Origin of the sequence: Dokdonella soli (genome assembly GCF_039523175.1) — a bacterium.
Taxonomy (GTDB): domain Bacteria; phylum Pseudomonadota; class Gammaproteobacteria; order Xanthomonadales; family Rhodanobacteraceae; genus Dokdonella_A; species Dokdonella_A soli.
In genome coordinates, this window is record NZ_BAAAEU010000025.1 from 186,599 (window position 1) to 212,165 (window position 25,567).

Annotated in this window: 21 protein-coding genes and 2 pseudogenes; 12 read left to right on the top strand and 11 right to left on the bottom strand. The window is 66.4% G+C overall.

Annotated elements, in window-relative coordinates; translation table 11 throughout:
* Positions 1–148 precede the first annotated feature (148 nt).
* From ABD002_RS17915 to ABD002_RS17955, 9 genes are all read right to left on the bottom strand, one after another.
* Positions 149–850, bottom strand: a complete 702-nt coding sequence (locus tag ABD002_RS17915) for an MtnX-like HAD-IB family phosphatase (protein ID WP_343793636.1) — start codon at positions 848–850, stop codon at positions 149–151.
* Positions 851–958: 108 nt separating this feature from the next.
* Positions 959–1,864, bottom strand: coding sequence for an HlyD family secretion protein (locus ABD002_RS17920; RefSeq protein ID WP_343793638.1), 906 nt, complete (start codon positions 1,862–1,864; stop codon positions 959–961).
* Positions 1,861–2,574 (bottom strand): ABC transporter ATP-binding protein, encoded by a 714-nt coding sequence (locus ABD002_RS17925; protein ID WP_343793640.1) that lies wholly within the window; start codon positions 2,572–2,574, stop codon positions 1,861–1,863. Before ABD002_RS17925 ends, ABD002_RS17920 begins: the two co-directional genes overlap by 4 nt.
* 7 nt (positions 2,575–2,581) lie before the next feature.
* Positions 2,582–3,703, bottom strand: a complete 1,122-nt coding sequence (locus tag ABD002_RS17930) for an ABC transporter permease (protein ID WP_343793642.1) — start codon at positions 3,701–3,703, stop codon at positions 2,582–2,584.
* Complete coding sequence (locus ABD002_RS17935) at positions 3,703–5,151, bottom strand: efflux transporter outer membrane subunit (protein ID WP_343793644.1); 1,449 nt, start codon at positions 5,149–5,151, stop codon at positions 3,703–3,705. The genes ABD002_RS17930 and ABD002_RS17935 overlap by 1 nt, the downstream gene beginning before the upstream one ends.
* Before the next feature lie 239 nt (positions 5,152–5,390).
* Entirely contained in the window at positions 5,391–5,738 is a 348-nt protein-coding gene (locus ABD002_RS17940) for a PepSY domain-containing protein (RefSeq protein WP_343793646.1), read from the bottom strand.
* Between the two features lie 85 nt (positions 5,739–5,823).
* Complete coding sequence (gene recQ, locus ABD002_RS17945; RefSeq protein ID WP_343793648.1) at positions 5,824–7,647, bottom strand: DNA helicase RecQ; 1,824 nt, start codon at positions 7,645–7,647, stop codon at positions 5,824–5,826.
* Between the two features lie 441 nt (positions 7,648–8,088).
* The gene (locus tag ABD002_RS17950; protein ID WP_343793650.1) at positions 8,089–9,267 is read right to left on the bottom strand and encodes an OprO/OprP family phosphate-selective porin; all 1,179 of its coding nucleotides are present in this window, start codon (positions 9,265–9,267) and stop codon (positions 8,089–8,091) included.
* Between the two features lie 164 nt (positions 9,268–9,431).
* Complete coding sequence (locus ABD002_RS17955) at positions 9,432–9,785, bottom strand: winged helix-turn-helix domain-containing protein (protein WP_343793652.1); 354 nt, start codon at positions 9,783–9,785, stop codon at positions 9,432–9,434.
* A gap of 83 nt (positions 9,786–9,868) precedes the next feature.
* Between ABD002_RS17955 and modA the strand changes: the two genes are divergently transcribed.
* The 9 genes and pseudogenes from modA to ABD002_RS18000 all read left to right on the top strand — a co-directional run.
* Positions 9,869–10,657, top strand: a complete 789-nt coding sequence (gene modA / locus ABD002_RS17960) for a molybdate ABC transporter substrate-binding protein (RefSeq protein WP_343793654.1) — start codon at positions 9,869–9,871, stop codon at positions 10,655–10,657.
* Positions 10,658–10,879: 222 nt separating this feature from the next.
* Complete coding sequence (modB, locus tag ABD002_RS17965) at positions 10,880–11,578, top strand: molybdate ABC transporter permease subunit (RefSeq protein ID WP_343793656.1); 699 nt, start codon at positions 10,880–10,882, stop codon at positions 11,576–11,578.
* A gap of 146 nt (positions 11,579–11,724) precedes the next feature.
* Positions 11,725–12,426 carry an ATP-binding cassette domain-containing protein gene (locus ABD002_RS17970; protein ID WP_343793658.1) on the top strand — a complete coding sequence of 234 codons (702 nt, stop codon included), beginning with the start codon at positions 11,725–11,727 and terminating at the stop codon, positions 12,424–12,426.
* Positions 12,427–12,533: 107 nt separating this feature from the next.
* Positions 12,534–12,974 (top strand): hypothetical protein, encoded by a 441-nt coding sequence (locus ABD002_RS17975; protein WP_343793660.1) that lies wholly within the window; start codon positions 12,534–12,536, stop codon positions 12,972–12,974.
* 196 nt (positions 12,975–13,170) lie between these two features.
* Complete coding sequence (locus ABD002_RS17980) at positions 13,171–14,961, top strand: acyl-CoA dehydrogenase C-terminal domain-containing protein (protein ID WP_343793662.1); 1,791 nt, start codon at positions 13,171–13,173, stop codon at positions 14,959–14,961.
* Positions 14,962–15,136: 175 nt separating this feature from the next.
* The gene (locus tag ABD002_RS17985; protein WP_343793664.1) at positions 15,137–15,433 is read left to right on the top strand and encodes a hypothetical protein; all 297 of its coding nucleotides are present in this window, start codon (positions 15,137–15,139) and stop codon (positions 15,431–15,433) included.
* A gap of 369 nt (positions 15,434–15,802) precedes the next feature.
* Positions 15,803–16,396, top strand: a complete 594-nt coding sequence (locus ABD002_RS17990; protein ID WP_343793667.1) for an HNH endonuclease — start codon at positions 15,803–15,805, stop codon at positions 16,394–16,396.
* A gap of 120 nt (positions 16,397–16,516) precedes the next feature.
* Positions 16,517–17,800 (top strand): choice-of-anchor Q domain-containing protein, encoded by a 1,284-nt coding sequence (locus tag ABD002_RS17995; protein WP_343793669.1) that lies wholly within the window; start codon positions 16,517–16,519, stop codon positions 17,798–17,800.
* Between the two features lie 22 nt (positions 17,801–17,822).
* Positions 17,823–17,991, top strand: a pseudogene (locus ABD002_RS18000) (HNH endonuclease); the annotation flags it as partial.
* A 31-nt stretch (positions 17,992–18,022) separates the two neighbouring features.
* Here ABD002_RS18000 and ABD002_RS18005 read toward each other — a convergent pair.
* Both ABD002_RS18005 and ABD002_RS18010 read right to left on the bottom strand, forming a co-directional pair.
* Positions 18,023–20,146 (bottom strand): hypothetical protein, encoded by a 2,124-nt coding sequence (locus ABD002_RS18005; protein ID WP_343793671.1) that lies wholly within the window; start codon positions 20,144–20,146, stop codon positions 18,023–18,025.
* A 288-nt stretch (positions 20,147–20,434) separates the two neighbouring features.
* Positions 20,435–20,869 (bottom strand): hypothetical protein, encoded by a 435-nt coding sequence (locus ABD002_RS18010; protein ID WP_343793673.1) that lies wholly within the window; start codon positions 20,867–20,869, stop codon positions 20,435–20,437.
* Between the two features lie 329 nt (positions 20,870–21,198).
* Here ABD002_RS18010 and ABD002_RS18015 point away from each other — a divergent pair.
* From ABD002_RS18015 to dxs, 3 genes and pseudogenes are all read left to right on the top strand, one after another.
* Positions 21,199–22,046: pseudogene (locus ABD002_RS18015) on the top strand (chloride channel protein); the annotation flags it as partial.
* A gap of 250 nt (positions 22,047–22,296) precedes the next feature.
* Entirely contained in the window at positions 22,297–23,505 is a 1,209-nt protein-coding gene (locus tag ABD002_RS18020) for a DUF3300 domain-containing protein (RefSeq protein ID WP_343793675.1), read from the top strand.
* Between the two features lie 94 nt (positions 23,506–23,599).
* Positions 23,600–25,495 (top strand): 1-deoxy-D-xylulose-5-phosphate synthase, encoded by a 1,896-nt coding sequence (dxs, locus tag ABD002_RS18025; RefSeq protein ID WP_343793677.1) that lies wholly within the window; start codon positions 23,600–23,602, stop codon positions 25,493–25,495.
* Positions 25,496–25,567: the final 72 nt, after the last annotated feature.

Sequence of the window (25,567 nt, forward strand, 5' to 3'; positions counted from 1 at the left end):
GGATCGACCGCGCGCGGGCGCGGGATCGGGAATTCGGCGGGGAGCACCGGCGACGAAAGCGCCGGTGCCGACAAGCTTAGGAGCCTGTTGGACTTGAGGGGTCGAGGCTCTGCAGCCCGGCCAACTCAAGTCCGGCAGGCTCCTGACGTCAGGCCGCCTGCAGCGACGGCGCGAGCGCCGTTTCATGGCCGTGCGCCGCGAGCTCGCCGGCGAGCAGCGTCGGCAGCAGGTCGAGCGCGTCGGCGAAGCCGGTGATCGGCACGTACGGGATGCCGGCCGACCGGCAATGCTCGATCAGGCGGTGCTTGGCGAACACCAGGTCGACTTCACCGGCGACGCAGAAATCCGAATTGCCATCGCCGATCAGCAGCACGCGCTTGCGTGCGGCCTTCGCGCTGCTCGCGCAGGAGCACTTGCAGTTGCCGCTGCGGCAGCCGGCCTTGCCATACGGAAAATCGAGCTGCCAGCCGTTCTCGCCGACCGCATCGAGGCGGTTCGCGACGATCGGCAGGTCGCCGAGTTCGTAATTGCCGAGGATGCGCCGGATCGCGTAGTCGAGACCGTCGCTGACGATCGCCAGAGGCATGCCGGAATCGCGGGCAGCGGCGGCGAAATACGGGAATGCGCGATCGATCGACATGTCGTCGAGATGCGCGTCCATTTCCGCACGCGTCGCCTCAAGCAGTGCGACCTGCTGGGCCATGCAGTCGTGCGAGCCGATCTCGCCGCGCCGCCAGGCCTGTTCGATCGCCTGCCAGCCGGGTCGGCCGAAGCGCTCAAGCAGGGAATCGGTGATGTCCTCGACCGACACGGTGCCGTCGAAGTCGCAAAGAATGGTCCAGTTGGACAAGTGAGGTTCCTGAAAACCCCGCGGCGGGGTTGTCTCAGGACACAGGTTAGCCGGCCCCGTCTTTCGGCCGGCTTTCGCGCCCGTCCCGGACTCCGCTGTGGACCGTGCTCAGCGCTTGAACCGCACCAGCACGCGCTGGCCGATGCGGAAATCGACCCCTTCGAGCAGCAACACGCATTCAACATCGTGCGCGCCGGCACGCTCGACCGGGTCATCGGTCAGGCGGCTCGGGCCAAACACCTCGCCGACGCGCAGCACGCGGGCCGGCCAGGCCTTGCCCTGATCCGAATCGCGCACGACCTCGGCCTGCATGCCGGGCTTGACCAGGTCGACATAGGCCTCGTTGAGTTCGGCCCGGACGATGCGCGGCCGATCCGGCAGCAGTTGGAACAGTTCCGTGGCCGATTGCGTAGAAACCGCGTCGCCCACATGCACGGAGCGCTGCACGATGCGTCCGGCTGAAGGTGCCCTGATCGCGCGCGCCTCCAGCTCGGCACGCGCTTGATCGACGTGCTGGCGCGCGACCTTGACCGCGGCCTCGGCCGCGACCGTCTCGGCCTTCAGCGATGCCAGCGCCGCGGACGCGTCATCGGCCGACTGACCGGTCGCGGCACCCGCGTCGGCGGCCTCGCCGAGCCGCTTGACCTGCACCTCGGCGGGCGTGACCTTCGTCTTCAATACGTCGACTTGTGCAACGGCCTGGCCGAGGCCTGCCTCGGCGACGCCGACGGTGATCCGCGCCTGGCGCTGATCGAGCAACGCAAGCACGTCGCCCTGCTTCACGCTGTCGCCATCCTCGACCTTGACCGCGTCGATGCGTCCGTCACGTGGCGCGACGATGCGGATCAGGCCGCCTTCGACATCGACCTGGCCGCGGGCCATCGCGAGATACGGGCTTTGCGCCGGCGCTGCGCCGGACTTCGCGCTGCCGCTGTCATCCGAACACGCGGCGAGTGCGCTGGCGAGCGCCAGCGTCACGGCGAAGGAAATCGATCGTGCAAGCGCACGGGTCATCGCAAGGCATCCTCGTTGGGTGCGGACCGCAGCCGCCGGTCCGACAGTATCTTGCCATCCTCCATCGCCAACACGCGATCGGCGTGCGCGATCAGGCGCTGGTCGTGGCTGACGCAGAGCACGGTCGCACCGTGTGTGCGTGCGATCTTGTGCAGCGTGTCGATCACGATCTGGCCGTTCGCGGCATCGAGTGCGCTGGTCGGCTCGTCGGCGAACAATAGCTGGGGTTCCTTGGCCAGCGCGCGCGCGATCGCGACACGCTGCTTCTCGCCGCCGGAAAGCTCGGCCGGACGCAGCGTCATGCGGCTGGCGAGGCCGACCTCCTCGAGCGCGGCGCGTGCGCGCGAACGCGCCGCCGAATTGCCGACGCCGAGATAGCCGAGCGGCAGCGCGACCTGCTCGAGCGCATTCAGCGCCGGAAACAGGTTGAATCCCTGGAACACGAATCCTGTGTGCCGCAGGCGGAAGTGCTCCAGCTCGCGCGCCTTCAGCCGGCCCAGATCCTGCCCGAGCGCGGATGTGCGCCCGCCGTCAGGGCGCAGCAGCCCGCTGAGAATCGCGAGCAGCGTGCTCTTGCCGCAGCCGGAGGGACCGGAGACCAGGGTCAGTTCGCCGGCCTCGACCGTCACCGACAGCCCGCGCAGCACGTCGGTGCGCACCGCGCCGGTGATGAAGGACTTGCACAGGGAATCGGCGATCAGCGCGCTCATGCGACGGTCACCGGAGCAGCAGCGCGGGATCGGCATGGCGCAGCGCGCGCACCGCCATCAGGCCGGATACCAGCGCGATGCCCATGACCAGCACTGCGCAGACCGCGACCGTGACCAGATCGAGCTGCACCGGCACGTCGCGATGACGTGCGATCGCGACCACCAGCGCGGTCACCAGCCCGCCGACGACGAGACCGAATGCGCCGACCCAGGCGGCCTGCTTCAGCACGACGTGGCGCAGTGCGCCGAAGCCGACGCCGAGCGCGTGCAATGTGGCGTACTCGCGAATCGAGCCGGCGACCGCTCCCATCAGGGTCTGGCTGGTGATGACCGCGCCGACCAGGAACACGACCACGGCCAGGAACAGCACGCCGACACCGGCGCCGGTCTCCAACATCCAGTAGGTCACCGCGCGCCGCGCGAACGCCGTACGCGTCCAGACCTCGAAACGCTGTGCGCCGGCCTGCAGCCGCGCACGCACTTGATTGGCTTGATCTGGATCGCGCAGCTTGACAAGGTAATACGCGACTTCGCCGCTGCCATTGCTGTCGAGCCGGTGCGAAGTCGCCAGCGAGGTCACGATGTTGACGCCACCGAGCGCGCGCAGACCGTTGCCAACACCGACGATGCGGACACGATGACCGTTGATGACCGCCTGATCACCGACGTTAAGGCCAAGTTTGGTCAGGTCGGCCCTGTCGACGATGACCCCGTCGGGCTCGTCCAGCTTCGCACGCAACGCCGGCGTCAGCACGTCGCCGAACATCATGCCGTCGGCGCGCGTGTCGACGCCGGAGACGAACACCGACACACCGCCCTTGTCGGCCGGGCCGCGCCAGTCACCGTCGATCCAGTTGAACGGTTCCACCCGCACGACCTCGGGGTCCATCAGCGCACGGATTTCCGCTTCGCGCGGAATCGGCCGACCGAGTTCGATGCTCTGCGTGCCCGGATAACCGAGCCAGAGATCACCGCCGGATTTCTTGATGTAGACCGCCGCGCTGTTGAAGATGCCGAACACCAGGGCCGCCTGCACCAGCAGCAGCAGGCCGGAGAACGCGACCGCGAGCGCCGACGGCAGGAAGCGACGCCATTCGTAGACCAGGGTCTTGCGGGCGAGCGGCACCATCAGTCCGCGGGCTCCGCGTGCGGCAGCGGGGCGCCACCCAGCGCCTTGTACAGCGCGATGAACGCGATATTGCGCTCCTGCTCGGCCTGCGCGATCTCGAGCCGCGCCTGCACCAGCGCGGCGGTCGAGGTGACGCGGTCGAAGCCGTCGGCGAGGCCGAGCCGGCGCAGTGTGCCGGTCGTGGCCGCGGCATGTTCAACGCCGGCGAGGCCGCGGCCGAGCGCAGCGATGCGCTCGCGCTGCCGTTCCAGCGCCGCCATCGCGGTTTCCGCCTCGGCGATACCTTCCAGTACGGCTTGGCGATACGTGAGCACACTGGCAGAGAGTTCCGCATCGCGTGCGTCGGCGGCCGCCTTTCGCGCACCCCAATCGAACAGCGGTATATCGATGGCCGGACCGAAAGTCACGATGCCATCCGCATCCGAAAGACGCGTACGGCCGATCACGCGCGCCGAGTAGGTCAACGAACCACCGAGGCCGAGGCGCGGATACAGCTCGGCGCGCGCGAGGCCGAGTTCGCCGGCGGCCTTCAGCACTTCGCTCTCGGCGCGCCGGATCTCCGGCCGCGTGCGCAGCAGGTCGGCCGGCGCGGAGGCGATGCGCAGGTCGCCGAGTTCGGGCTGCGTGCCGGCACCGACCAAGGCGGCGTCCGGTTCGATTTTTCCAAGCAGCACGCCGAGCTTCTGCCGGCTCTGCACGACGGCGAGCCGCGGCTCGTAAAGCGCAGCTTCCGCGGATGCCTGCTCCACTCGCGCACGCGCGAGATCGTTCGCCGACGCGAGGCGCAGGCGGACACGCGTCTCGGTCAGCCCCACCTTGTCCCTGGCATCGGCGGCAAGTTGTTCCAGCAGACCCTGGCGTCGCTGTGCGCCGCGCAGCTCCACGTAGCTGCGCGCGACTTCGGCGACCACGCTGACCCGTGCCGCCTGCCTATCCGATTCGGCAATGCCGAGATCACCCGCGACAACGCGCGAGTGGCCTGTGGAGCGGCCGAACAGGCCAAGCTCCCACTTCGTATCGAAACCCATCTGGAAATAGCTGGCGCTGCTGTCCGGCGCCGGCTCATTGAGCGTATGCACGCCGAACTGCGGCAGGAATCCCGCATAGCGGTGATCGGCCAGCGTGCGTGCCGCGTCGATGCGCAGCGCGGCCTGGGCGATCGTGAGGTTGCCCGAAAGCGCTTGGTCGACCAGGCGATCGAGTTCCGGATCGTTGAACGCCTTCCACCAGCCGCGCAGATCCGGAGCCGGCGCCTTCGCCTCGCTCGCGGACGTGTTCTGCCACGCAGGCGGCGTGTCGTCGGCGAGACGCGGCAGCTGCACCATCGCGCAGCCGCCGAGGAGCGCGGCAAGCGCGCACGCAATCGACGGGTATCGCAAGTGCCGATACGTTCGATGGGCGGCGCCGAGCGGCGTGGAACCGCTCGGATGTGGGGTGGTGGTGCCCATACGTCACGTCGGTGGTGCGATCCAATCGATGGCCGGATCGCATCGGCCAGCGCCAAGTCTAGCGGTTTGTGCGTGCGCTGAAACCACGCAACGCGCATTCGGCGGTCCGCTGCAGGATTGGATCGCGCCGATTGCCGCGGTCCTAGCGGGCCGATTCGGTGTTCGATGCAACCCGCCCGGACCCGTGTCGGCGCGGCTCTCGTGCGCCTTGTGCGATCTTTCGTCAAGACAATGACGCGCTAGTGTTGCACATGCGGCTTCGCGTCGGCAGCCGCCTCGCGCACCTGATCGGCGGGTGACTCGACTTGGGTCGAGACGATCGCGCCGGTCTTTGCATCGACCTGGACCTCGGTGATGTCCTTCGAGTTTGGACGCTTGATATCGAACGACCAGATCAGTTTGCCGTGCTCCTTCTCCAGCTCCGAACTCGCGATCGTTCCATCCGGCACCTTCTGCAACGCGGTCGCGCGGGCGTCGGCTTCGGCGATCTTCGCCTGTGTGTGCAGGTCCTGCGGGGGCTGGCCCGCGAACGCGGACGCTGCAAGCACAAGAACGAATGCGCCACTCGTAATGATTCGGCTGTTCATGATGGATCTCGCTGATGGGGGATGACCAGCGTAGCTGCCCAGCCTTAAGGCATTCTTATTCGCATGAACGGTCGGCAACGCGCGATCAGACGTTGGCCGACGCGGCCAATTCGCCGAGAAACACCTCGCCGTAGCGCTCCAGCTTGCGCTCGCCGACGCCACTGATCGCGCCGAGTGCTGACAAGGTCTGTGGGCGTTCGCGCAGCATCGACAGAAGTGTCGCGTCGTGGAAGATCACGTAGGCCGGCACGCCCTGCTCTTTCGCGAGGCGCGCGCGCAGGTCGCGCAGCGCATCCCACAACGCGGCCTCGTGCGGCGCGATATCGAGGCTTGCACGCGTGCGTTCGGTGCGCACCTTCTGGCGCTTGGCACGCCGTCCGGCACTGTCGGCCTGGCGGCGCAAAAGCACCGACTTCTCGCCGCGCAGCACGTCACGACTGGAAGCGGTCAGGCGCAAGGTGCCATAGCCTTCCTCGTCCGGCGTGAGCAGGCCGGTCGCGACGAGTTGGCGGAACACGCCGCGCCACTGCTGCTTGTCGAGGTCGGCACCGACACCGAAGGTGCTGAGTTCGTCGTGGCGCAGGCTGCGGATGCGATCGTCCGCTTCACCGCGCAACACCGCGGTCAGGTGCGTGACGCCGTAGCGCTGGCCGGTGCGGTACACGCAGGACAGGGCTTTCTGCGCGACCACGCTCGCGTCCCAGGTTTCGGGCGGCTCGAGGCAGTTGTCGCAGTTGCCGCACGGTTTCGGCAGCGTCTCGCCGAAATATGCGAGCAGGCGCTGACGCCGGCACGCGGTCGTCTCCGCATAGCCGAGCAATTCGTCGAGCTTGCGCCGCTCCACGCGCTTGCGCTCCTCGCCGGACTCGGACTGCGCGATGAACTGCGCGAGCGTCACGACATCGCCGAGCCCGTAGCAAAGCCACGCATCCGCCGGCAGCCCGTCGCGGCCGGCGCGACCGGTTTCCTGGTAATAGCCTTCCATGCTCTTGGGCAGGTCCATGTGCGCGACGAAGCGCACGTCCGGCTTGTCGATGCCCATGCCGAACGCGATCGTCGCGACCATCACGAAGCCTTCCTCGCGCAGGAATCTCTGCTGGTTGCGTGCACGCATCGCCGCATCCATGCCGGCGTGATACGGCAGCGCGGCGACGCCCTGCTCGACCAGCCAGTCCGCGGTGTCCTCGACCTTGCGCCGCGACAGGCAGTAGACGATGCCGGACGCACCCTTGTGCGCGACGAGGAAATCCTTGAGCTGGCGCCGTGCGTCGTCCTTCTCGGCGACGCGATAGCAGATGTTCGGCCGGTCGAAACTCGCGACGAACTGGCGCGCGGATTCCAGCGCCAGCCGCTCTACGATCTCGCGCCGCGTTGGCGCATCCGCGGTCGCGGTCAGCGCGATGCGCGGGATCGCCGGGAAACGCTCGTGCAGGATCGTGAGCGCGCGGTACTCGGGGCGGAAATCATGGCCCCACTGCGACACGCAATGCGCCTCGTCGATCGCGAACAGCGACACCGGCGTACGCGCGATCAGGTCGAGGCAGCGCTCGGTCAGCAGCCGCTCCGGCGCGACGTAGAGCAGCTTCAACGCGCCGTCCGCGAAACGCCGCTCGACCTCGCGCTGCGCCTGCGCGTCGAGACTGGAATTGAGGAACGCGGCCTCTACGCCAAGCTGGCGCAAGGCATCGACCTGATCCTGCATCAGCGCGATCAGCGGCGACACCACGATCGCGCAACCGTCGCGCAACAGCGCCGGAATCTGGTAGCACAGCGACTTGCCGCCGCCGGTCGGCATCAGGACGAGCGCGTCGCCGCCACTGGCAACGTGTTCGATGATCGCCTGCTGCTCGCCGCGGAATGCGGGGTAGCCGAAGACGGACTGGAGGATATGCAAAGCGGAGGATGACATCGCGTCATGCTAACAAAGCGCGGCGGCCCTACGATGTTCCGCGCGAACGACGCGCGGATTTCCTACGCGATCACGCACCAGCCATCGCGCACGCTTCAACAAAGTAGGTTGGGGTGAGCCCGCGAACCCCAACGACTGCTGCGTTCGACGTTGGGCATCGCTCCGCTCAGCCCAACCTACACCTCGTGAGACGCCACCTGGCATCACACATCAGAAATAGATCTGCGCGCGCGCCTCGAAGATCGTCGGATCGAGCGAGAGATTGCCCTTGTCGCTCGACGCGCGGATGACGTTCGCCCGCAGCTTGAAGTGCTCAGCACGGTAGGTTGGGGTGAGCTTGCGAACCCCAACAGGTCTCGCACCGGATGTTGGGCATCGCTACGCTCAGCCCAACCTACGCGTTGCCTTGACTTTGCGGTTTGCGCCATCCTGACCGACACATCAGAAATAAATCTGCGCCCTCGCCTCGAAGATCGTCGGATCGAGCGAGAGATTGCCCTTGTCGCTCCACGCGCGGATGACGTTCGCCTGCAGCTTGAAGTGCTCAGTCAGGTACCAGTTCGCGCCGAGCGTCCAGTCGTGTTCCCTGCCGCCCTGGATCGCGCCGTCGTTGAGGTCGAGTTCGCTGTAGCGCAGCAGCAGTTCCCAGGCGCCCCAACGTCCCTTCGGTTTGATGTTGCCGCCGCTGTACGGGCGTGATTCGCCGCTCAGCACCCAGCTGCCGAACACGTAGCCGCCATGCGCGCTGAAGTCCGGGTTGCCGCCGAAGCGTGAGACATCCGCTCGCAGCAGTTCGCCCTGCACCGACCACGGTCCGTCGATCCACAGGCCTTCGATGCCGCTGCGGTCGATGTGGTCCGCCTTCGCGAGCGTGCCGCTGTCGACGAGGCGCACCGGCGTCAGTCCAGCTTCCGGCGGCGTGCTGATGCGTGCGCTCGGCGCGTGCTCGATGCCGCGGCCGTCGATCGACCTGTCGCGGTCCTCGCGCGAGGCGGCGACGCCGAGATGGATCACGTCGTCGTCGGTCTTGCGCGGCGTCCAGGCGATGCGGCCGGCCAGCGTCCGGCCGTGATTGTCGCCCTGCAGGTCCTTGCAGCAGTAGTAACCGACGTTCGCGATGTACACGGGGCGCTCGAACTGCCAGTCGATGCCGGTGCGGCGGCCTTCGTAGATCGCCTGCGCTGGCAGCGCGAGTTCGAGGAACGAGGTCGCCTTGGTCGAAGTCACGCCCTCGAATGACACCAGCGTCTTCGAGTAGCCGAAGCGGAACGCGCCGTAGTCCTCGCCGAAGAACGCCTTCGATTGCACGCGGATATTGGTGTCGAGCCAGGTCTTGCCCTGGTATTCGTAGTCGACGATCGCGTCGTAGACACCCTTCTTCTTCAGCGTGAGACCGAGTTCCTTGCGCCGGTTCGTGTGCGCGTCCGTGAACGCGTGGCTGCCGTTCGGCCGGCGGTCGTCGCTGAATTCGTTGACGTCATAGCGGTAGACACCGATGAGGCCGATGTCGGTGCCGTCACCGAACGTGTAGTGCGTGGGCCAGTCGTTCACATCGTAGGCGCTGGCGGATGCCGCAAACCCGGCCATTGCAAGAGCCACGGCAAGTCTCTGGTGACGCATCGTTCGCTCCGCTGGTGTCGATGTCCGCATCGTCATCGGCACTGCGGCTACGCGGAACTTCCGCGTCGTCCTATCGATATGACAGCGCGCGGGACCGGAGCGACAATGGTCGATATTTCCGTCAGACTATATCGCGACACGCACCATCACGCCCCATAGGCTGGTCACGACCGATGCCTGCGCAACGCCACCAGATCCGCCCGCACCGCCTTGCTGCAGTCGGCCTGCATGCGCCGATAGCGCGCGAGCACGTCGGCGCCGGCGCGCGTCAACTCGGCGCCGCCACCGCGCACGCCGCCCTTGCTCGCACTGACCAGCGGCGCATCGAACAGCCGGTTCAGTTCCTCGACAAGCTGCCAGGCGCGCTTGTAGCTCATGCGCATGCGCCGGCCCGCAGCTGCGATCGAGCCGGTGTCGCGGATGCCTTCGAGCAGATCGGCCTTGCCGGGTCCGAATGCGATCTCCGGCGTGATGCGGATGCGCAGGTGGATCGCAGCGACCACGTCTTTCGCTTTCATCCGGTTCTTCCGCAGTGGCGTCGTGCGCCATCATAGTCATGCATCGCGCGACAGGGTTCCTGTCGACCCTACGAGATACGCCCATGAATCCAGTTGGACACTTCACATTGCGCTTTGTCTCGTCGGCGCTGACCCTGCTCGTAGCGCTGCTGCCCGCGCGCGCGTCGGCGGATGACCTGCTCGTGTTCGCGGCGGCGAGCCTGAAGCCCGCGCTCGACAGGATCATCGCCAGCCCGGACGTCGCGGCGATCGGCAACGTAAAAGCGAGCTATGCCGCGAGCTCGCAGCTCGCGCTCCAGATAGAGGCTGGCGCGCCGGCTGCACTGTTCGTTTCCGCGGACCTGGACTGGATGGACTATGTCGCAGCGAAAAACCTGCTCGTGGCCGACACACGCACGAACCTGCTCGGCAACGCACTGGTGTTGATTGCACCGAAGGACAGCACGGCACAACTCGCGATCACGCCCGGTTTTGATCTGGCCGGTGCGCTTGGCAAGAATGGTCACCTGGCACTCGCCGAACCGAACAGCGTGCCAGCCGGCAAATACGCGAAGGCCGCGCTGGGCCGGCTCGGTGTCTGGGGCACGGTCGAATCGCGCGTCGTGGCGGCCGAGAACGTGCGCGCCGCATTGAATTTCGTCGCGCGCGGCGAGGCGCCGCTCGGCATCGTCTATCGATCGGATGCGGTATCGGAGCAATCCGTGCGCATCGTCGCGACGTTTCCGGAAAACACGCACGCACCGATCGTGTATCCGGCCGCGCTGGTCGCCGGCTATGATTCGGCGGCCGCTCACAAGCTGCTCGATCTGTTGCGCAGTGCACCCGAACAGGCGATCTTCTGCGCCTATGGTTTCGACGCGCCGCCGAAGTAAGACAGCACCACAATCCTCTGCATCCTGCCCCCTCTCCCCCAACGGATTCTTGTTGGGGGAGAGGGCCGGGGTGAGGAGGCGCGGGTTCGTTCATGCGCACAGCCGCCGAACGATTGAAGGCGTGGGGTATTCAAGCAATCCACTGTTGCGCACTTCCGCCGCCCCTCACCCAGCCCTCTCCCCCAAGCAAGCTTGGCGGAGAGGGCTTTGCGTACACACGTCGTGAACGCCCTCGCGCCCGACGAATGGCAGGCGCTGGCGCTGAGCCTGCGTGTCGGCCTTCTCAGCGTGCTCGGTGCGCTACCGTTCGCACTCGCGCTCGCGTGGCTGCTGTCGCGGCGGCGCTTTCCCGGTCGCCTGCTGATCGAAGCCTTGCTGTTCCTGCCGCTGATCCTGCCGCCGGTCGTGACCGGCTATGCGCTGCTCGCGCTGTTCGGCACGCACGGCCCGCTCGGCGAATGGCTCGGCTCGATCGGCGTCGTCGTCGCGTTCCGCTGGACCGGCGCGGTGATCGCGGCGGCGGTGATGGGCTTTCCGTTGCTCGTGCTGTCGATCCGCGTCGCGTTCGACAATGTCGACCGACGCCTCGAGGACGCCGCGGAAACGCTCGGCGCACGCGCGTGGCGACGCTTCGCGACGATCACGCTGCCGCTGTCGCTGCGTGGCATCGCAGCCGGTTGCGTGCTCGCGTTCGCGCGCGCGTTCGGCGAGTTCGGCGCGACGATCAGTTTCGTCTCGAACATCCCCGGCGAGACGCGCACCCTGCCGATCGCGATCTACGAGCTGCTGAACACGCCCGGCGGCATGCCCGGCGTACACCGGCTCGCGCTCGTGTCGCTGATCGTCGCATTCGCGGCAGCGGCGACGGCGGCGGCGATGGCCGGTGGCGCGCCGTGGCGGAGATCGGCCCGTGATGGTTGACCCGATGCCGAACGAATCGAACATCCTGTTCGATCGTTCGGTCGCTCAAGTCCGGCACGGGTCCGGACTTGGCCCCCGCGTCGGAGCGTGCTCCGACGCGACGCGGCCCCTGCATCGGCCGCAGCGACAATCGCGAGGGGTGCCGCATGATTGAATTGACCCTGCGCCACGCGTTCGCCGATCTCGATCTGGATCTCGCATTCAAATCCGGTGCGCGCACGCTCGCGCTGTTCGGCAACTCCGGCGCCGGCAAGACCAGCGTGCTGAACGCGATCGCCGGCCTGCTCGCGCCACAATCGGGTCGCGTCGCGATCGACGGTGAACTGCTGCTCGACACCACGAGGGGTGTCTGCGTGCCGACCGCGCAGCGCCGCATCGGCTACGTGTTCCAGGACGGCCGCCTGTTTCCGCATCTGAGCGTGCGTCACAACCTGCTCTACGGCGCCACGGTGCGCGACGCCGCGCACGGCGTCGACTTCGCCACGATCGTCGACCTGCTCGAACTCGGCGCGTTGCTCGAACGTCGGCCGCACACGCTTTCCGGCGGCGAGCGCCAGCGGGTTGCGGTCGGGCGCGCCCTGCTGTCGAAGCCGCGTGCACTGCTGCTCGACGAACCGCTGACCGGCCTGCATGCAGAATCGCGCCTGCAGGTGCTCGACTACCTGCGCCGGCTGAAGCAGGAGCTGCGCGTGTTCACGGTACTGGTCACGCATCATGCGGACGAGGTTGGTGCGCTCGCCGACGAGGTCGTGCGCCTCAGTGCGGGGCGCATCGTGCGCCAGGTGCCGATCACGGAATTCATCGCGCGGCGCGCTGCGTTTGCGGAGCGCGCGCCACCTGTCGGGTGAACGATCCGGCCAGACCGGCCAGCGCGCGTGAACGCATCCGGTGCTTTGCGGGGCCATGCGATTTGGATAGGCTACGCGTCCGATTCGAACGATCGTTTGAGGCCGTCATGTCGCTTCGCCAGTTGTCCGTCACGCTCGCCCTCGCCTGCCTGCTGACCGCCTGTGGCGGCGGTCCGACGAGGAAAGTGCATCCCTCGACCGCGAGCATCCAGCAACTGGCCGTACAAGCCGACGGCAGCTGGAAGATCGCGCTGCGCATCCAGAACTTCAGCACGTTCCCGATGCACTACAGCAGCATCGACGTGAAGCTCGGCATCGACGGCAAGGATGTCGGCGAGCTCAAGATCACGCCCGACATCGACATCGTCGGCAACAGCGGCGATGTCGTGGAGGCGACGTTCAGGCCGCTGGCCAAGCCGGCGTTCGGCAGCGATATCGCCTATACCCTGAAAGGCACGATTGAAACCAGCGAGCCGAAGGAAAGCTTCAAGCTCGACACCTCGAGCCGGTTGTCGCCGGTGCCGGGCGTGGCGAATACCTGGCGCTGATGGTGGGCGTGCCGAATCCCGGAGCCCTCGTGCCAATCCTTCGACAAGCTCAGGACAGGGTGCGCTGCTCGCAGCGAAACACGAGCGGCTGCACGCGAGAGGGCGTGAGAGTCGCCCTTCGATACCTCAGGGCGAACGGCCTTATCCGAGACCGCTCGTCGACCGCGAACGCCGGACATCACGACGGAGAATTCCCATGAGCCGCTATTCCGCCCCACTCGCCGACCTGCGCTTCGCGTTGTTCGACGTGCTCGACGTCGAAAAGACCTACCAGCGCCTGCCCGGCTGCGAGGCCGCGACCCGCGACCTGATTGATGCGGTGCTCGAAGAGGCCGCGAAGTTCACCGAGCAGGTGCTCGCGCCGCTGAACCAGAGTGGCGACGCCGAAGGCTGCGCCTTCGATGCGGCCACGCACAGCGTGCGCACGCCGAAGGGTTTCAAGGACGCGTTCGCGAAATATGTCGACGGCGGCTGGATCGGCCTGACCGCGAACGAGAAGTTCGGTGGCCAGGGGCTGCCGGAAACCATCGGCGCCGCGCTCAAGGAAATGATCGACGCGGCGAACCTGTCCTGGGGCAACTACCCGATGCTTTCGCACGGCGCCTCGTCCGCGCTGGAGCATCACGGCGAGGACTGGCAGCGTGAGGTGTTCCTGAAGCCGCTCGTCGCAGGCACCTGGACCGGCACGATGTGCCTGACCGAACCACATTGCGGCACCGACCTCGGCCTGCTCAAGACCAAGGCGGAACCGGCCGCCGACGGCAGCTGGCGAATCAGCGGGACCAAGATCTTCATCACCGCCGGCGAGCACGATTTCGTCGACAACATCCTGCACCTCGTGCTGGCGCGGCTGCCGGACGCGCCGGCCGGCGTGAAGGGCATCTCGCTGTTCATCGTCCCGAAGTTCAAGGTCGGGAAGGATGGAAAAGTTCGCGAGCGCAACACGCTCGCCTGTGGCTCGCTCGAACACAAGATGGGCATCAAGGGTTCGGCAACCTGCGTGATGAATTTCGACGGCGCCGAAGGTTGGCTGGTCGGCCAGCCGAACAAGGGCCTCGCCGCGATGTTCACCATGATGAATACCGCGCGCCTTGCGGTCGGGCTGCAGGGTCTGGGCCTCACCGAGCGTGCGTACCAGAACTCGCTCGCGTACGCGCGCGAGCGCCTGCAGATGCGCGCGCTGTCCGGCGCGAAGTTTCCGGACAAGCCGGCCGATCCGCTGATCGTGCACCCGGATGTACGCCGCATGCTGCTCACGCAGAAGGCGTTCGCCGAGGGCGGCCGGCTGCTCGGCCTCTACGCCTACGTGCAGGAAGATCTCGCCAAGCATTCACCGGACGCAGCCGAACGCGAACGCGCAGAGGCGCTGGTGTCGTTCCTGACTCCGATCGTCAAGGGCCTGCTCACCGAAACCGCGATCCAGTGCACGTACGACGCGCTGCAGATCTTCGGTGGCCATGGCTACATCGTCGAGCACGGCATGGAGCAGCTCGCGCGCGATGCGCGCATCACGACGCTCTACGAAGGCACCACGCAGATCCAGGCGATCGACCTGCTCGGACGCAAGATCATGCAGTTGCAGGGTGTCGGCCTGAAGCACTTCCTCGCAGAGGTCGGCGCGTTCTGCACCGACCACGGCAAGGATGCGGCGCTCGCGGAATTCGTCGGACCGCTCGCGACGGCGGCGAAGGCCTGGGGCGAACTTACGCTCGAACTCGGCAAGCGCGCGACGGCGAATCCGGACGAAATGGGCGCGGCGGCCTGGGACTACCTGTTCTATTCCGGCTACATCGCGCTCGCGTACTTCTGGACGCGCAGCGTCGCCGCGGCCGACTCTTCATCGCAATCCTCCGACTTCCGCGACGCCAAGCGTCACACCGCACGCTTCTATTTCGCGCGCATCCTGCCACGCATCCACACGCATGCGGCCGCGATGAAGAGCGGCGCGGGCAACCTGCTCGACATGCCGGACATTCAATTCGGTTGAGCCGCACCTGCGCACGGCAGTACGCATCCGCAGTGCACAAAAGCCCTGCGGACAGCCGATGCTAGGATGCGGTCGGGGACGGTGCCGGGGCGGTGCAACACGCACGCAATGGCCGGCGGGAGCCGATCGGTCCCCGACAACCGATTCGACGACCACACATAGCGAGGGGTATGTCATGGAACAGTATCTTCCTCTGATCATCCAGCTGATTGCAGGTGCGGTGGGTGGCAACGCGGCGGGGGCCGCGTCGAAGAACATGAGTCTGGGCGGAGTCGGCAACACGATCGCCGGCGCGGTCGGTGGCGGTGTGCTGGGCCAGCTGCTGCAGATGGCACTGCCGATGCTCAGTGGAGCCGGCGGTGGTGGCGTCGACGTCAGCGCGATGGCCGGCAACGTTGTCGGTGGCGGTGTCGCCGGTGCCGTGGTGACCGCGGTTATCGGCTTGATCAAGAACAAGATGGCCGCGAAGTAGAGCGCATCCACATCCTCACGAAACAGCGGGGCATGGACGCCCCTTCACGGGTTCCGTCGACAGGGCCCTCTTCCAGGAGCCTGTGTCCTTGCCCGCGCGACGGCACAGCCGAACGCGAATTCATCCCCGGTTTGATCGGCCGCTTCTCCGAGCCTTGCGCCGTGCCGCGTTGTGAAGCTCCCGGCTGAAGCCTCGATCCGCAACGCGGGGCCAAGCCTTTGAGGTTGCGACGTGCCTGGCGCACCGCATCGGCACAGGCGCCGATACGCCGTCATTTTCCCAACATCAAACTTTTGTTCTATGCTGCGCGGCGCCCACCGTCCTGACGGCGGGCGTGCCACCGGTTTCGCGCACGAGAACGGAGGTCATATGCTTGCGGAAGTCAAAACTTCCGGCGACATCCATAGCACCCGCGTCCTGTCCCTGGACTCCACCGGGCGCATCCTCGACTGGATGAGCTGGCAGGACGCGGTCTGTCTGTATGTACGCGGCGCGGTTGCCTGGACGCTGGGCGACATTTGCCTGACGATCCACGGCGGCATGAATCGCGACACCGGCGAGCAGAGCCTGCTCGGCCTGCATCCGATCGTCGCCAGCACCGGCCATGCGCGCTCGCCGGCGATCGATCCGGCGCCGGCGCTGACCAATGTCGCGCTGTTCGCGCGCGATCGCATGCTCTGCCTCTACTGCGGCAACCATTTCCATCGCGGCGAATTGACCCGTGACCATGTCGTGCCGATCTCGAAGGGCGGGCGCGACACCTGGGTCAACGTGGTCACTGCGTGCTGGTCGTGCAACGTGAAGAAGGGCAGCCGCACGCCACAGCAGGCCGGCATGCCGCTGCTCGCAGTGCCGTACCGGCCGAGCTGGGTCGAACACCTGATCCTGTCGAACCGCAACATCCTCGCCGACCAGATGGAGTTCCTGGTCAATCACCTGCCGAGAGACCGGCGGCCCCATTGAGCGTGTGAGAGCCGATCGAGAAAATCGCGGATGCGCCGTTCGCTTTGTGCGCCTCCGTGGTCAGCGACTCCTGCGCGGCGTCAGTCCAGCAGGTTCCCACGAACACCAGGAGAAGCCGTCATGATCCGCGATAGCGATTCCGCGTGCCCCTTCCGACTGACCATCCGTGAATCGCACGACTATCCGCTTGCACCGCTCGCGGCAGCGCTGGCTCTGTGTTTCACCGTCACGACGCACGCCGCGTCGATCACGGTGAACGATCCGTCCTCCGGCCGGATCACGGGCCACTGCACCCTGCTCGACGCAGTGACGTCGGTGAATACGCAAGCGGTCGCACCGGGCAGCAGCTGCGTGGCTGGCGACGGCGTCAACGACACGATCAATTTCTCCTCAGGCTTCACGATCACCTTTACCGCAGCGACATCCGGCGTCGACGCACTCGTGCTGACCAAGCCGGTGACGATCGACGGCGGCGTCCTTGCAGGCGGCGCGCCGCGCGTCATCATCGAACGCAATGGCACGCAATCTGTCAGGTTGATCGACGCCACCGCCAATCTGACCCTGAATGGAGTCACGCTGCGCAATGGCCTGGCGTCGTTCGGCGATGGTGGTGGAATCATTGCGACGGGGGCCAACGTCACCATGACCAACTCGATCGTCAGCGGCAATACCGCGTCGAACCACGGCGGTGGGGTCTCCGTCTACCACGGCGCGCTCATGCTCACGAACTCGACCGTCAGCGGCAACACGGCGACGACCTTCAACGGCGGCGGCATTCACGTCGAAGGCGGTTCGGTCACCTCGATCAACTCCACCATCAGCGGCAACACGGCGGGGCAGAAGGCGGGCGGCATCTACACCAACGCCACCGCGACGCTGACCAACACCACCGTCAGTGGCAACACGGCAGCAGGGTCCGGTGGCGGCCTGTTCGCGCATGACATCGTGTTGAATTTTTCCACCTTTTCCGGAAACAGCGTTCCTTCCGGCCATGTCGGTGGTGGTATCGCCGTTGCTTCGGGTGCGACGCCTACTGCCACGGCCACGGCCACCTTGATGTTTGGCAATGGACCCGGCAGCGACGTGGACAGCACCGCTCCGGTGACCTTGAACGGCGATCACAACCTGATCGGGACGATCGGCACCAACATCACGCTGGCCAATCCGACCTTGGCCTGCGATCCACTCCTGAAGCCGCTGACAAACAATGGCGGCCCGACTGCAACCCAGGCGATCTATCCGCCTTCCTGTGCGCTGGACGCGGGTCCGACAACCACGACCCTCGCGACCGATCAACGCGGTCTTCCGCGACTGTTCGGAAGCGCGACGGATATCGGCGCCTTCGAGTATCAGGGGCCCAACGATCCTTCCGACAGGATCTTCTACAACGGCTTCGACCCTTGAACTTGGATTCGTGATCAGACCGTGCGACGTGAATAAGGGCCGCCGTACGCCCAGCAGGTGGCATGCCGATGCTCGCGGTGCCGGACCGGCCGAGTTGGGTCGAACACCTGATCCTGTCGAACCGCAACATCCTGGCCGACCAGACGCAGTTTCTGGTCAACCGCCGGCCGCGGGACCAGCGGCTGCACTGAATCGTCGATTCGGCCGTCAGTCTCGTTTCCGTCAGGGATGCAGTCCGAAGCCATCGTGAAAAATTTCGTCCGTTGGCGTTGTCAACGTGGCAATGCCGGTGCGCGGGTAGTCGCCGATGCTGGTGAAAATTCCGCCGACGTAGAGGGTGCCGCCTGACAGCGCGAGGGCAGCGATGCCATTGTCTGTGCCCGAGTTCCAGGCTGTAGCCAACCCGCTGCCCGCGTCGATCGCCGCGATATTGGCTCGTGGCTGGCCGGCAACGTGGGCGAAAAGTCCCGCCGCATACACTGTGTTGCCTGAAAGGGCCAGGGCGTCGACAGGACCGTCCGCGAACGGGGACCAGGCCGTGGTCAATCCGCTGGTTGCGTCGATGGCCGCGAGACGGCCACGCGGCTGGCCGCCGATGTGGCCGAAACGCCCGCCTGCATAGAGGGTGTTGCCCGAGAGTGCGAAAGCGTCGACAAAATTATCCGCTGCCGGGTTCCAGGCCGTGGCCAATCCGGTGGTCGCGTCGAGCGCGGCGATATAGGTGCGGGGTTGGCCACCCATGTGGGTGAACCGGCCGCCTACATAGATGGAGCTGCCGGAGACCGCGATCGCTTGGATGCGATGATCGGCACCCGGGTTCCAGGCCGTGGCCATTCCGGTGGTCGCGTCGATCGCCGCGATAAAGGCGCGCGGCGCACCGCCGATGAGGGTGAACCGGCCTCCTGCATAGACAACGCTGCCGGAGACGGCAAGAGCGTCGACGTGACGATCCGCGCCCGGATTCCAGGCCGTGGCCGTTCCGGTGATCGCGTCGATCGCCGCGATAAAGGCGCGCGGCTGGCCGCCGATGTGGCGGAAGAACCCGCCCGCGTAGATCGTGTTGCCCGAGCGCGCAAGCGCGTTGACCTGATCGTCCGCGCCCGGGTCCCAGCCCGGATCGACGCTGCCATCGACATCGAGCCGGGCGATATTGCGGCGCGCGACGTTGTTGATCGATGTGAAGAGGCCGCCGACGATGACCTTGCCGTCGGCTTGCGCTTGAAACGCCAGGACAACAGGAGTCGCAAATATCTGGGGCGTCGCCGCGGCGATGCCAGTGGTGGCGTCGATGCGGGCGAAGCCGCCCGTGAATGCGCCGCCCATGGTGACGAAATTTCCGCCCGCATACACGATGCTGCCCGAGACCGCGAGGGTGATGACATCCCGCTTGTCCGCATGGGGGTTCCAGGCCGTGGCCGATCCGCTAGTCGCGTCGATCGCCGCTATGTAGGCGCGTGGCTGGCCACCGATGTGGGCGAAACGTCCTCCCGCATAGACGGTGTTGCCCGCGAGCGCGAGGGCTTCGACACCGCTATCTGCACCGGGATTCCAGGCCGTGGCCGATCCGGTGGTCGCGTCGATGGCCGCGAGATGCGCGCGCGACTGGCCGCCGATGTTCGCGAAGAGTCCCCCCGCATACACGGTGTTGCCCGAGGTTACGACGGTGAATACGGCATTGTCCGCATTCGGGTTCCAGCTCGTGGCCGACCCGGTGATCGCGTTGATCGCGGCGAGATTGGCGCGCGGCTGGCCAGCCATGTTGGCGAACGATCCGCCGGCAAGCACCGTGCTGCCCGACAGCGCGAGCGCATTGACCGTACCGTCCGCACCTGATGGATTCCATCCTGTCGCCAATCCGCTGGTCGCATCGAGCGCCGCAATGAAGGGGCGTGATTGGCCGCCGATGGTGGCGAAGTCCCCTCCCACATACACGGTGCCAGCCGAGACGGCGAGAGTGAGCACATCCAGGTCCGCATTCGGGTTCCAGGTTGTGGCCAAACCGCTGGTCGCGTCGATGGCCGCGATATTCGTGCGCGGCTGGCCGCCGATATTGAGGAAGAACCCGCCCGCGTAGACCGTGTTGCCCGAGAGTGCGAGAGCGGCGACTGGACCGTCCGCACCCGGGTTCCACGTCGCATCGACAGTGCCATCGGCGTTGAGCCGCGCGATATTGCCGCGCGCCACACTATCGACCGCGCTGAAAATGCCACCGATCACGACCTTGCCGTCCGCCTGGACGACCACCGCGGCAATTTGTCCCTCCACGCTAACCAACCCGGTCGGCATGGACAGCACCGTCTGTGCATGGCCGGTCAGCGCCGCCAACAGAAAAAGCCAGAACACCACGGCCGTGCCGAAAGCATGCTGTCGGGGCGTCGTGCTCGCCGATGAAACTCCGCTGTATCGAGCTGCGCTTTGGCTCGATTCGCTGCCCGGAGGCGTCGCGACGCAAGGCGAAGCCCCATCAGGGAAAGCGTCAGGATGAAGTGCGATTCCAGTGCATTGCGCTTGGGCGACGTTCATGAATATTTCTCCCGGTTCAACCGGATCGTTCCTGCCCTCCCTTTTTTTTCTACAAAGCGCACCGCGCTTGCCACAAGCGCGGCGCGCGGATTCCAGCGAATGCCGGCGACGCTATTTCAGGATCAACTCGCGTGTGAGCTGACTGCCGAGTATCTCGCGCAGTGATTCACGATCGATGGTCCCCTGGTTCTGCTGCTGGTTCGAACCCAGCACCTTCGCGGCGACCGCATCGGCCTCGTCCGTCTTGTCGAGCGCGGCCATGTTGGCAAAGGTGATCCTCAGGATCAGGTTGGCATCGTGCGGTGTGCGCGGCTCGGTTTCGAGTATGGCATAGCCGATGACCAGCCCCGCCTTTTTCTGCGCTTCCATCAGGTTCTTCCAGGGGCCGGCCAACCACTTCAGGTAGTCATCAAACTTGCCAGGCTTGGTCCGGATGAAGGTGACATCCGACACCGGACCATCCTTGTAGGGTTTGGCTTCCTGAGCGGGTGCAATGAGCGGGGATACGCCGACCAGCGCGACGAGCAACAACGCGGTGCGTTTCATGACAGGCCCCTCTTCGAAGTGACGAGGCCGCCGCCACGACGGCGGTGGCTCGCGCACACTGCGCTCGGAATATGCACAAGTAAAGATTGCGTCCGACCGGAGACGGGAGCCCGGAATCGCAGGCATCGAACGTGCCAATTGCGGATCGTCGGCATCGCCGGGATCGCACGGCAGAGCCATGATCGCGCCGATGCGCGTGCGGCAAGACGGACCCGACCGGAGGCGCAGCCAGCGAAGCCCGAGCCGATGTCGACACAGTCCCCTGGCCGGTATTGGCGGATCGTTCCCCTGAACGATATGCTGCGCCGCATCACAATCGGGCCCTTGCGATGACGACCGCTTCTGCCGACCCAGGCCGCGTCCGCGTCGAAACCGCCGGCACCACCGACGCGCTGCCGATCGCGCCGGCGCTCGACCTCACGTTGGATGCAGCACGCATGCCGCGCCGCTCGACGCTGATCGATCGCCGTGTGCTGCTGATCGCCGCGGTCGCGATCGTGCTCGCAATCGCCGCCGCGCTCGTCGCGCAGTTGCTGACGGCGCTGATCGGAGTGGTCACCAATCTCGCGTTCTACGGGCCTGGTCGACCGCGTTCGCGTTGCCCGCAGGAAACCATCTCGGCGCGTGGGTGATCGTCGTGCCGGCGATCGGCGGCCTGATCGTCGGCGCGATGGCGCGCTGGGGTTCGCAGGCGATCCGCGGCCACGGCATCCCCGAGGCGATGGAACAAGTGCTGCTGAACGAGTCGAAGATCGCACCGCGCATCACGTTCCTGAAACCGGTGTCCTCGGCGATCGCGATCGGCACCGGCGGCCCGTTCGGCGCGGAAGGACCGATCATCGCGACCGGCGGCGCACTCGGTTCGTTCGTCGGACAGCTGCTGCATGTCACCGCGGTCGAACGCAAGACCCTGCTCGCGGCCGGCGCCGCCGCGGGCATGGCCGCGGTGTTCGGTTCGCCGGTATCGGCGCTGATCCTCGCGGTCGAGCTGCTGTTGTTCGAGCTCAAGCCGCGCTCGCTGATTCCGGTCGCACTGGCGACGGTCGCCGCGAACGGCGTGCGCCATGCGCTGGTCGGATCCGCACCGGTATTCCCGATGCCTGGCGTCGCCGAACCAGGCGGCGCGGCGCTGGCCAGCTATGTCGTGCTCGGCGCACTGGTCGGAGTGGTCAGCGTCGGCGCGCCGGACTCCTTGAGCTGCTGCGGATCGTCCGAAGCCACACGATAGGGCGATCGTGCGAGCGCCTGTCGCCACCCGGCGCATGACGGTTCACGACAACCGCCGCAGAAGCGCTCGCCCTGCCAGGCAATCGCACGCGACCGAACCATCGAGACGACGTTCATCCGCTGCGGCGTAGACTCTCATCCGGTGCCGGACCTGCCCGCGGCGCACGCCGAATCGGCTCGATCCACTCCGGAGGATCGCCATGAACGCGCACTTCAGAACACTCGCCTTCCTGTTCACGCTGGCGTCGCTGTCTCTGGCGGGTTCCGCTCCCGCCCAATCGGAGACCGCCGCTGCGAACGATCAGGCGTTCAGCCAGCAGGAACTCGACCATATGCTGGCGCCGGTCGCGCTGTATCCGGATGCGCTGCTGACGCAGGTGCTGACCGCAGCCACCTATCCGCTCGAGGTTGTCGAGGCGGCGCGCTGGTCACATGCGCATCCCGACCTGACCGGTACCGACGCGGTCAGCGCGGCGGATGCACAGAACTGGGATCCGAGCGTCAAGGCGCTGCTCGCGTTTCCCGACCTGCTGCACATGATGGACGGCAAACTCGACTGGACCGAACACCTCGGCGACGCATTCCTCGCACAGCAGGCACAGGTGATGGACACGGTGCAGGGCTTGCGCCACAAGGCCGCGACCGCCGGCAACCTGGAATCGGGCGGCGAGCTTCGCGTCGACGACAACGACGGCATGATCGACATAGAGCCGGCGGCGTCGGATCTGGTCTATCTGCCCTACTACGATCCGAATGTCGTCTATGGTGCATGGTGGTGGCCGGCCTACCCGCCGATGTACTGGGCAGCGTGGCCTGGTTACGACTGGCAGGGCGGATTCGCGTGGGGCGTGGGCGTCGCGATCAGCGTCGACTTTTTCTTCGATGACTTCGACTGGCGCCACCACTGCATCAACGTCTTCGACCATGGTCGTCCGTGGCATCAGCGTGGGCGTCTCGCAGGCGACGAACCGTCGCACATCTGGCAGCACGATCCGATGCACCGCCGCGGCGTGGCGTATCGGGATCCTGGTCTGAATAACCGGTTCGGGCGCGCCAGCGTCGCCGCGGGTACGCCTGCGGCATTTCGTGGACATGATGTCCGCGCGTGGCCGGAACGGACGGCTCCGATCGCGCACCGCGACGTCGAGCACGTGCAAGCGGGCGCGCGCATGCAGCGCAGTTATGCGGGTGAAGGCATGCCGCCTCCGCTTGCGGAACCGGCGATGCGTCGCGGCAATGCGGGTCCGGGCATCCGACCGGGTTTCGTCGCGCCGCGTGCCGAAATGCCGCCGCGCGCGCTCGGTGGCAACGGACGTATGGCGCAGCCGGCACGGAGCGGCGGCGAGGGACACGCGAGCGTGCAACGTGCACCCGCGCGCAGCGCGCCGTCGTCGAGTCGCCATCCTTAGCCGAGCAGCCGCTTCCACGCCACCTCGGCCAGTCTTTCCTTGCCGGGGCGCCTCGTCCGGCCCAAAATAGCGCCCCCGAAGTCCTTTTCCGCCGATGATCGACCCCCAGCGCTATCCGTACCTCGCGCGCATCGAAACCCCTGACGACCTCCGCAAGATTCCCGAGACCGAACTCGGCGAGGTCGCGCGCGAGCTGCGCATGTACCTGATCGAGTCGGTCGCGACCTCGGGTGGACATTTTGGCGCGAACCTCGGCGTGATCGAGCTGACCGTCGCGCTGCACTGGCTGTACGACACGCCGGTCGATCGGCTGGTGTGGGACGTCGGCCACCAGTGCTATCCGCACAAGATCCTGACCGGTCGCCGCGACGGCATCACCTCGATCAAGAAGAAGGACGGCCTCGCGCCGTTCCCGAAGCGCGACGAGAGCGAATACGACACGTTCGGTGTCGGCCATTCGTCGACCTCGATCTCGGCCGCGCTTGGAATGGCGATCGCCGCACAGCGCAAGGGTGATCCGCGCAAGGTCGTCGCGGTGATCGGTGACGGTGCGATGACCGCCGGCATGGCGTTTGAGGCGCTGAACCACGGCGGCGACATCGATCCGGACCTGCTGGTCATCCTCAACGACAACCAGATGTCGATCAGCGAGAACGTCGGCGCGCTGCCCAGGATGCTGGCGCGGCTGATGGCGAGCCGCACGCTGAACCGGATCCGCGAAAGCGGCAAGAAGATGATGAAGCGCGACGGCTTCCTGTGGCGCTTCGCAAAGCGCTGGGAAGAGCACGCGAAAGGCATGTTCGTGCCCTCGACCCTGTTCGAGGAATTCGGCTTCCACTACACCGGCCCGATCGACGGCCACGACATTCCGCTGCTGGTATCCACCCTGCGCACGCTGAAGGAACTCAAGGGTCCGCAGCTGCTGCACGTGATCACGACCAAGGGCAAGGGCTACGCGCCGGCCGAGCGCGAACAGATCGAATACCACGCGGTCGGTCCGTTCGATCCGGAAGCCGGGCTCGTCAAGAAGGCCGGCGCCTCGAAACCGACCTACACCGAGATCTTCGGCGACTGGCTGTGCGACATGGCGGCGGCCGATCCGCGCCTGTACGGCATCACGCCGGCCATGCGCGAAGGCTCCGGTCTGGTGCGCTTCTCGAAGGAATATCCACAGCGCTACTTCGACGTCAGCATCGCCGAACAGCATGCGGTCACGCTCGCAGCCGGTATGGCCTGCGAAGGCGCCAAGCCGGTCGTCGCGATCTATTCGACCTTCCTGCAACGCGCCTACGACCAGTTGATCCACGACGTCGCGTTGCAGAATCTCGACGTGCTGTTCGCGATCGACCGGGCCGGCCTGGTCGGCCCGGACGGCGCGACCCATGCCGGCAGTTTCGATCTGTCCTACCTGCGTTGCATCCCGAACATGGTCGTGATGGCGCCGGCCGACGAGGACGAATGCCGCAGGATGCTGACCACCGGCTTCCTGCACGATGGTCCGGCTGCGGTGCGCTATCCGCGTGGCAGCGGCACCGGCGCGGCGATCACGAAGGAACTCACGACCCTGCCGATCGGCAAGGCCGAGGTACGCCGCCGCGGCCGTGGCATCGCGCTGCTCGCGTTCGGCGCGATGGTGGCGCCATGCGCCAAGGTTGCCGAGGCGCTCGATGCGACCCTGGTCAACATGCGCTTCGTGAAGCCGCTCGACGAGGCGCTCGTGCTCGAACTCTCGAAATCACATGGGGCGCTGGTTTCGATCGAGGACAACGCGATCGCCGGCGGCGCCGGCAGCGCAGTCGCCGAATTTCTGAACGCGCACGGCATACAGACGCCGCTGCTGCAGCTCGGACTCGCCGACCGCTTCCTCGACCATGCCGGTCGTGAGGAACTGCTTGCCGCCGATGGGCTCGACGCAAGTGGCATCGAGAATTCGGTCCGCCACCGCTTCGGCAACTTGTTCTCGGTTCCGGTGCTGCGCAGCGCGATCTGAATCGCGCGCAGCCGTTCGACAAGCCTGGTACGCAAAAAAACACCCCCGCGTAAATGCAGGGGCGAAGTTTGC

What these genes read in the sequence shown, in the direction of transcription:
- ABD002_RS17970 (WP_343793658.1), top strand. Translation starts at nt 11,725, where the DNA reads ATGATTGAATTGACCCTGCGCCACGCGTTCGCCGATCTCGATCTGGAT.
- dxs (WP_343793677.1), top strand. Translation starts at nt 23,600, where the DNA reads ATGATCGACCCCCAGCGCTATCCGTACCTCGCGCGCATCGAAACCCCT.
- ABD002_RS17920 (WP_343793638.1), bottom strand. Translation starts at nt 1,864, where the DNA reads ATGACCCGTGCGCTTGCACGATCGATTTCCTTCGCCGTGACGCTGGCG.
- ABD002_RS17935 (WP_343793644.1), bottom strand. Translation starts at nt 5,151, where the DNA reads ATGGGCACCACCACCCCACATCCGAGCGGTTCCACGCCGCTCGGCGCC.
- ABD002_RS18010 (WP_343793673.1), bottom strand. Translation starts at nt 20,869, where the DNA reads ATGAAACGCACCGCGTTGTTGCTCGTCGCGCTGGTCGGCGTATCCCCG.
- ABD002_RS17990 (WP_343793667.1), top strand. Translation starts at nt 15,803, where the DNA reads ATGCTTGCGGAAGTCAAAACTTCCGGCGACATCCATAGCACCCGCGTC.
- ABD002_RS17930 (WP_343793642.1), bottom strand. Translation starts at nt 3,703, where the DNA reads ATGGTGCCGCTCGCCCGCAAGACCCTGGTCTACGAATGGCGTCGCTTC.
- modA (WP_343793654.1), top strand. Translation starts at nt 9,869, where the DNA reads ATGAATCCAGTTGGACACTTCACATTGCGCTTTGTCTCGTCGGCGCTG.
- ABD002_RS17925 (WP_343793640.1), bottom strand. Translation starts at nt 2,574, where the DNA reads ATGAGCGCGCTGATCGCCGATTCCCTGTGCAAGTCCTTCATCACCGGC.
- ABD002_RS17980 (WP_343793662.1), top strand. Translation starts at nt 13,171, where the DNA reads ATGAGCCGCTATTCCGCCCCACTCGCCGACCTGCGCTTCGCGTTGTTC.
- ABD002_RS17940 (WP_343793646.1), bottom strand. Translation starts at nt 5,738, where the DNA reads ATGAACAGCCGAATCATTACGAGTGGCGCATTCGTTCTTGTGCTTGCA.
- ABD002_RS17985 (WP_343793664.1), top strand. Translation starts at nt 15,137, where the DNA reads ATGGAACAGTATCTTCCTCTGATCATCCAGCTGATTGCAGGTGCGGTG.
- ABD002_RS17955 (WP_343793652.1), bottom strand. Translation starts at nt 9,785, where the DNA reads ATGAAAGCGAAAGACGTGGTCGCTGCGATCCACCTGCGCATCCGCATC.
- recQ (WP_343793648.1), bottom strand. Translation starts at nt 7,647, where the DNA reads ATGTCATCCTCCGCTTTGCATATCCTCCAGTCCGTCTTCGGCTACCCC.
- ABD002_RS17995 (WP_343793669.1), top strand. Translation starts at nt 16,517, where the DNA reads ATGATCCGCGATAGCGATTCCGCGTGCCCCTTCCGACTGACCATCCGT.
- ABD002_RS17950 (WP_343793650.1), bottom strand. Translation starts at nt 9,267, where the DNA reads ATGCGTCACCAGAGACTTGCCGTGGCTCTTGCAATGGCCGGGTTTGCG.
- ABD002_RS18020 (WP_343793675.1), top strand. Translation starts at nt 22,297, where the DNA reads ATGAACGCGCACTTCAGAACACTCGCCTTCCTGTTCACGCTGGCGTCG.
- ABD002_RS17975 (WP_343793660.1), top strand. Translation starts at nt 12,534, where the DNA reads ATGTCGCTTCGCCAGTTGTCCGTCACGCTCGCCCTCGCCTGCCTGCTG.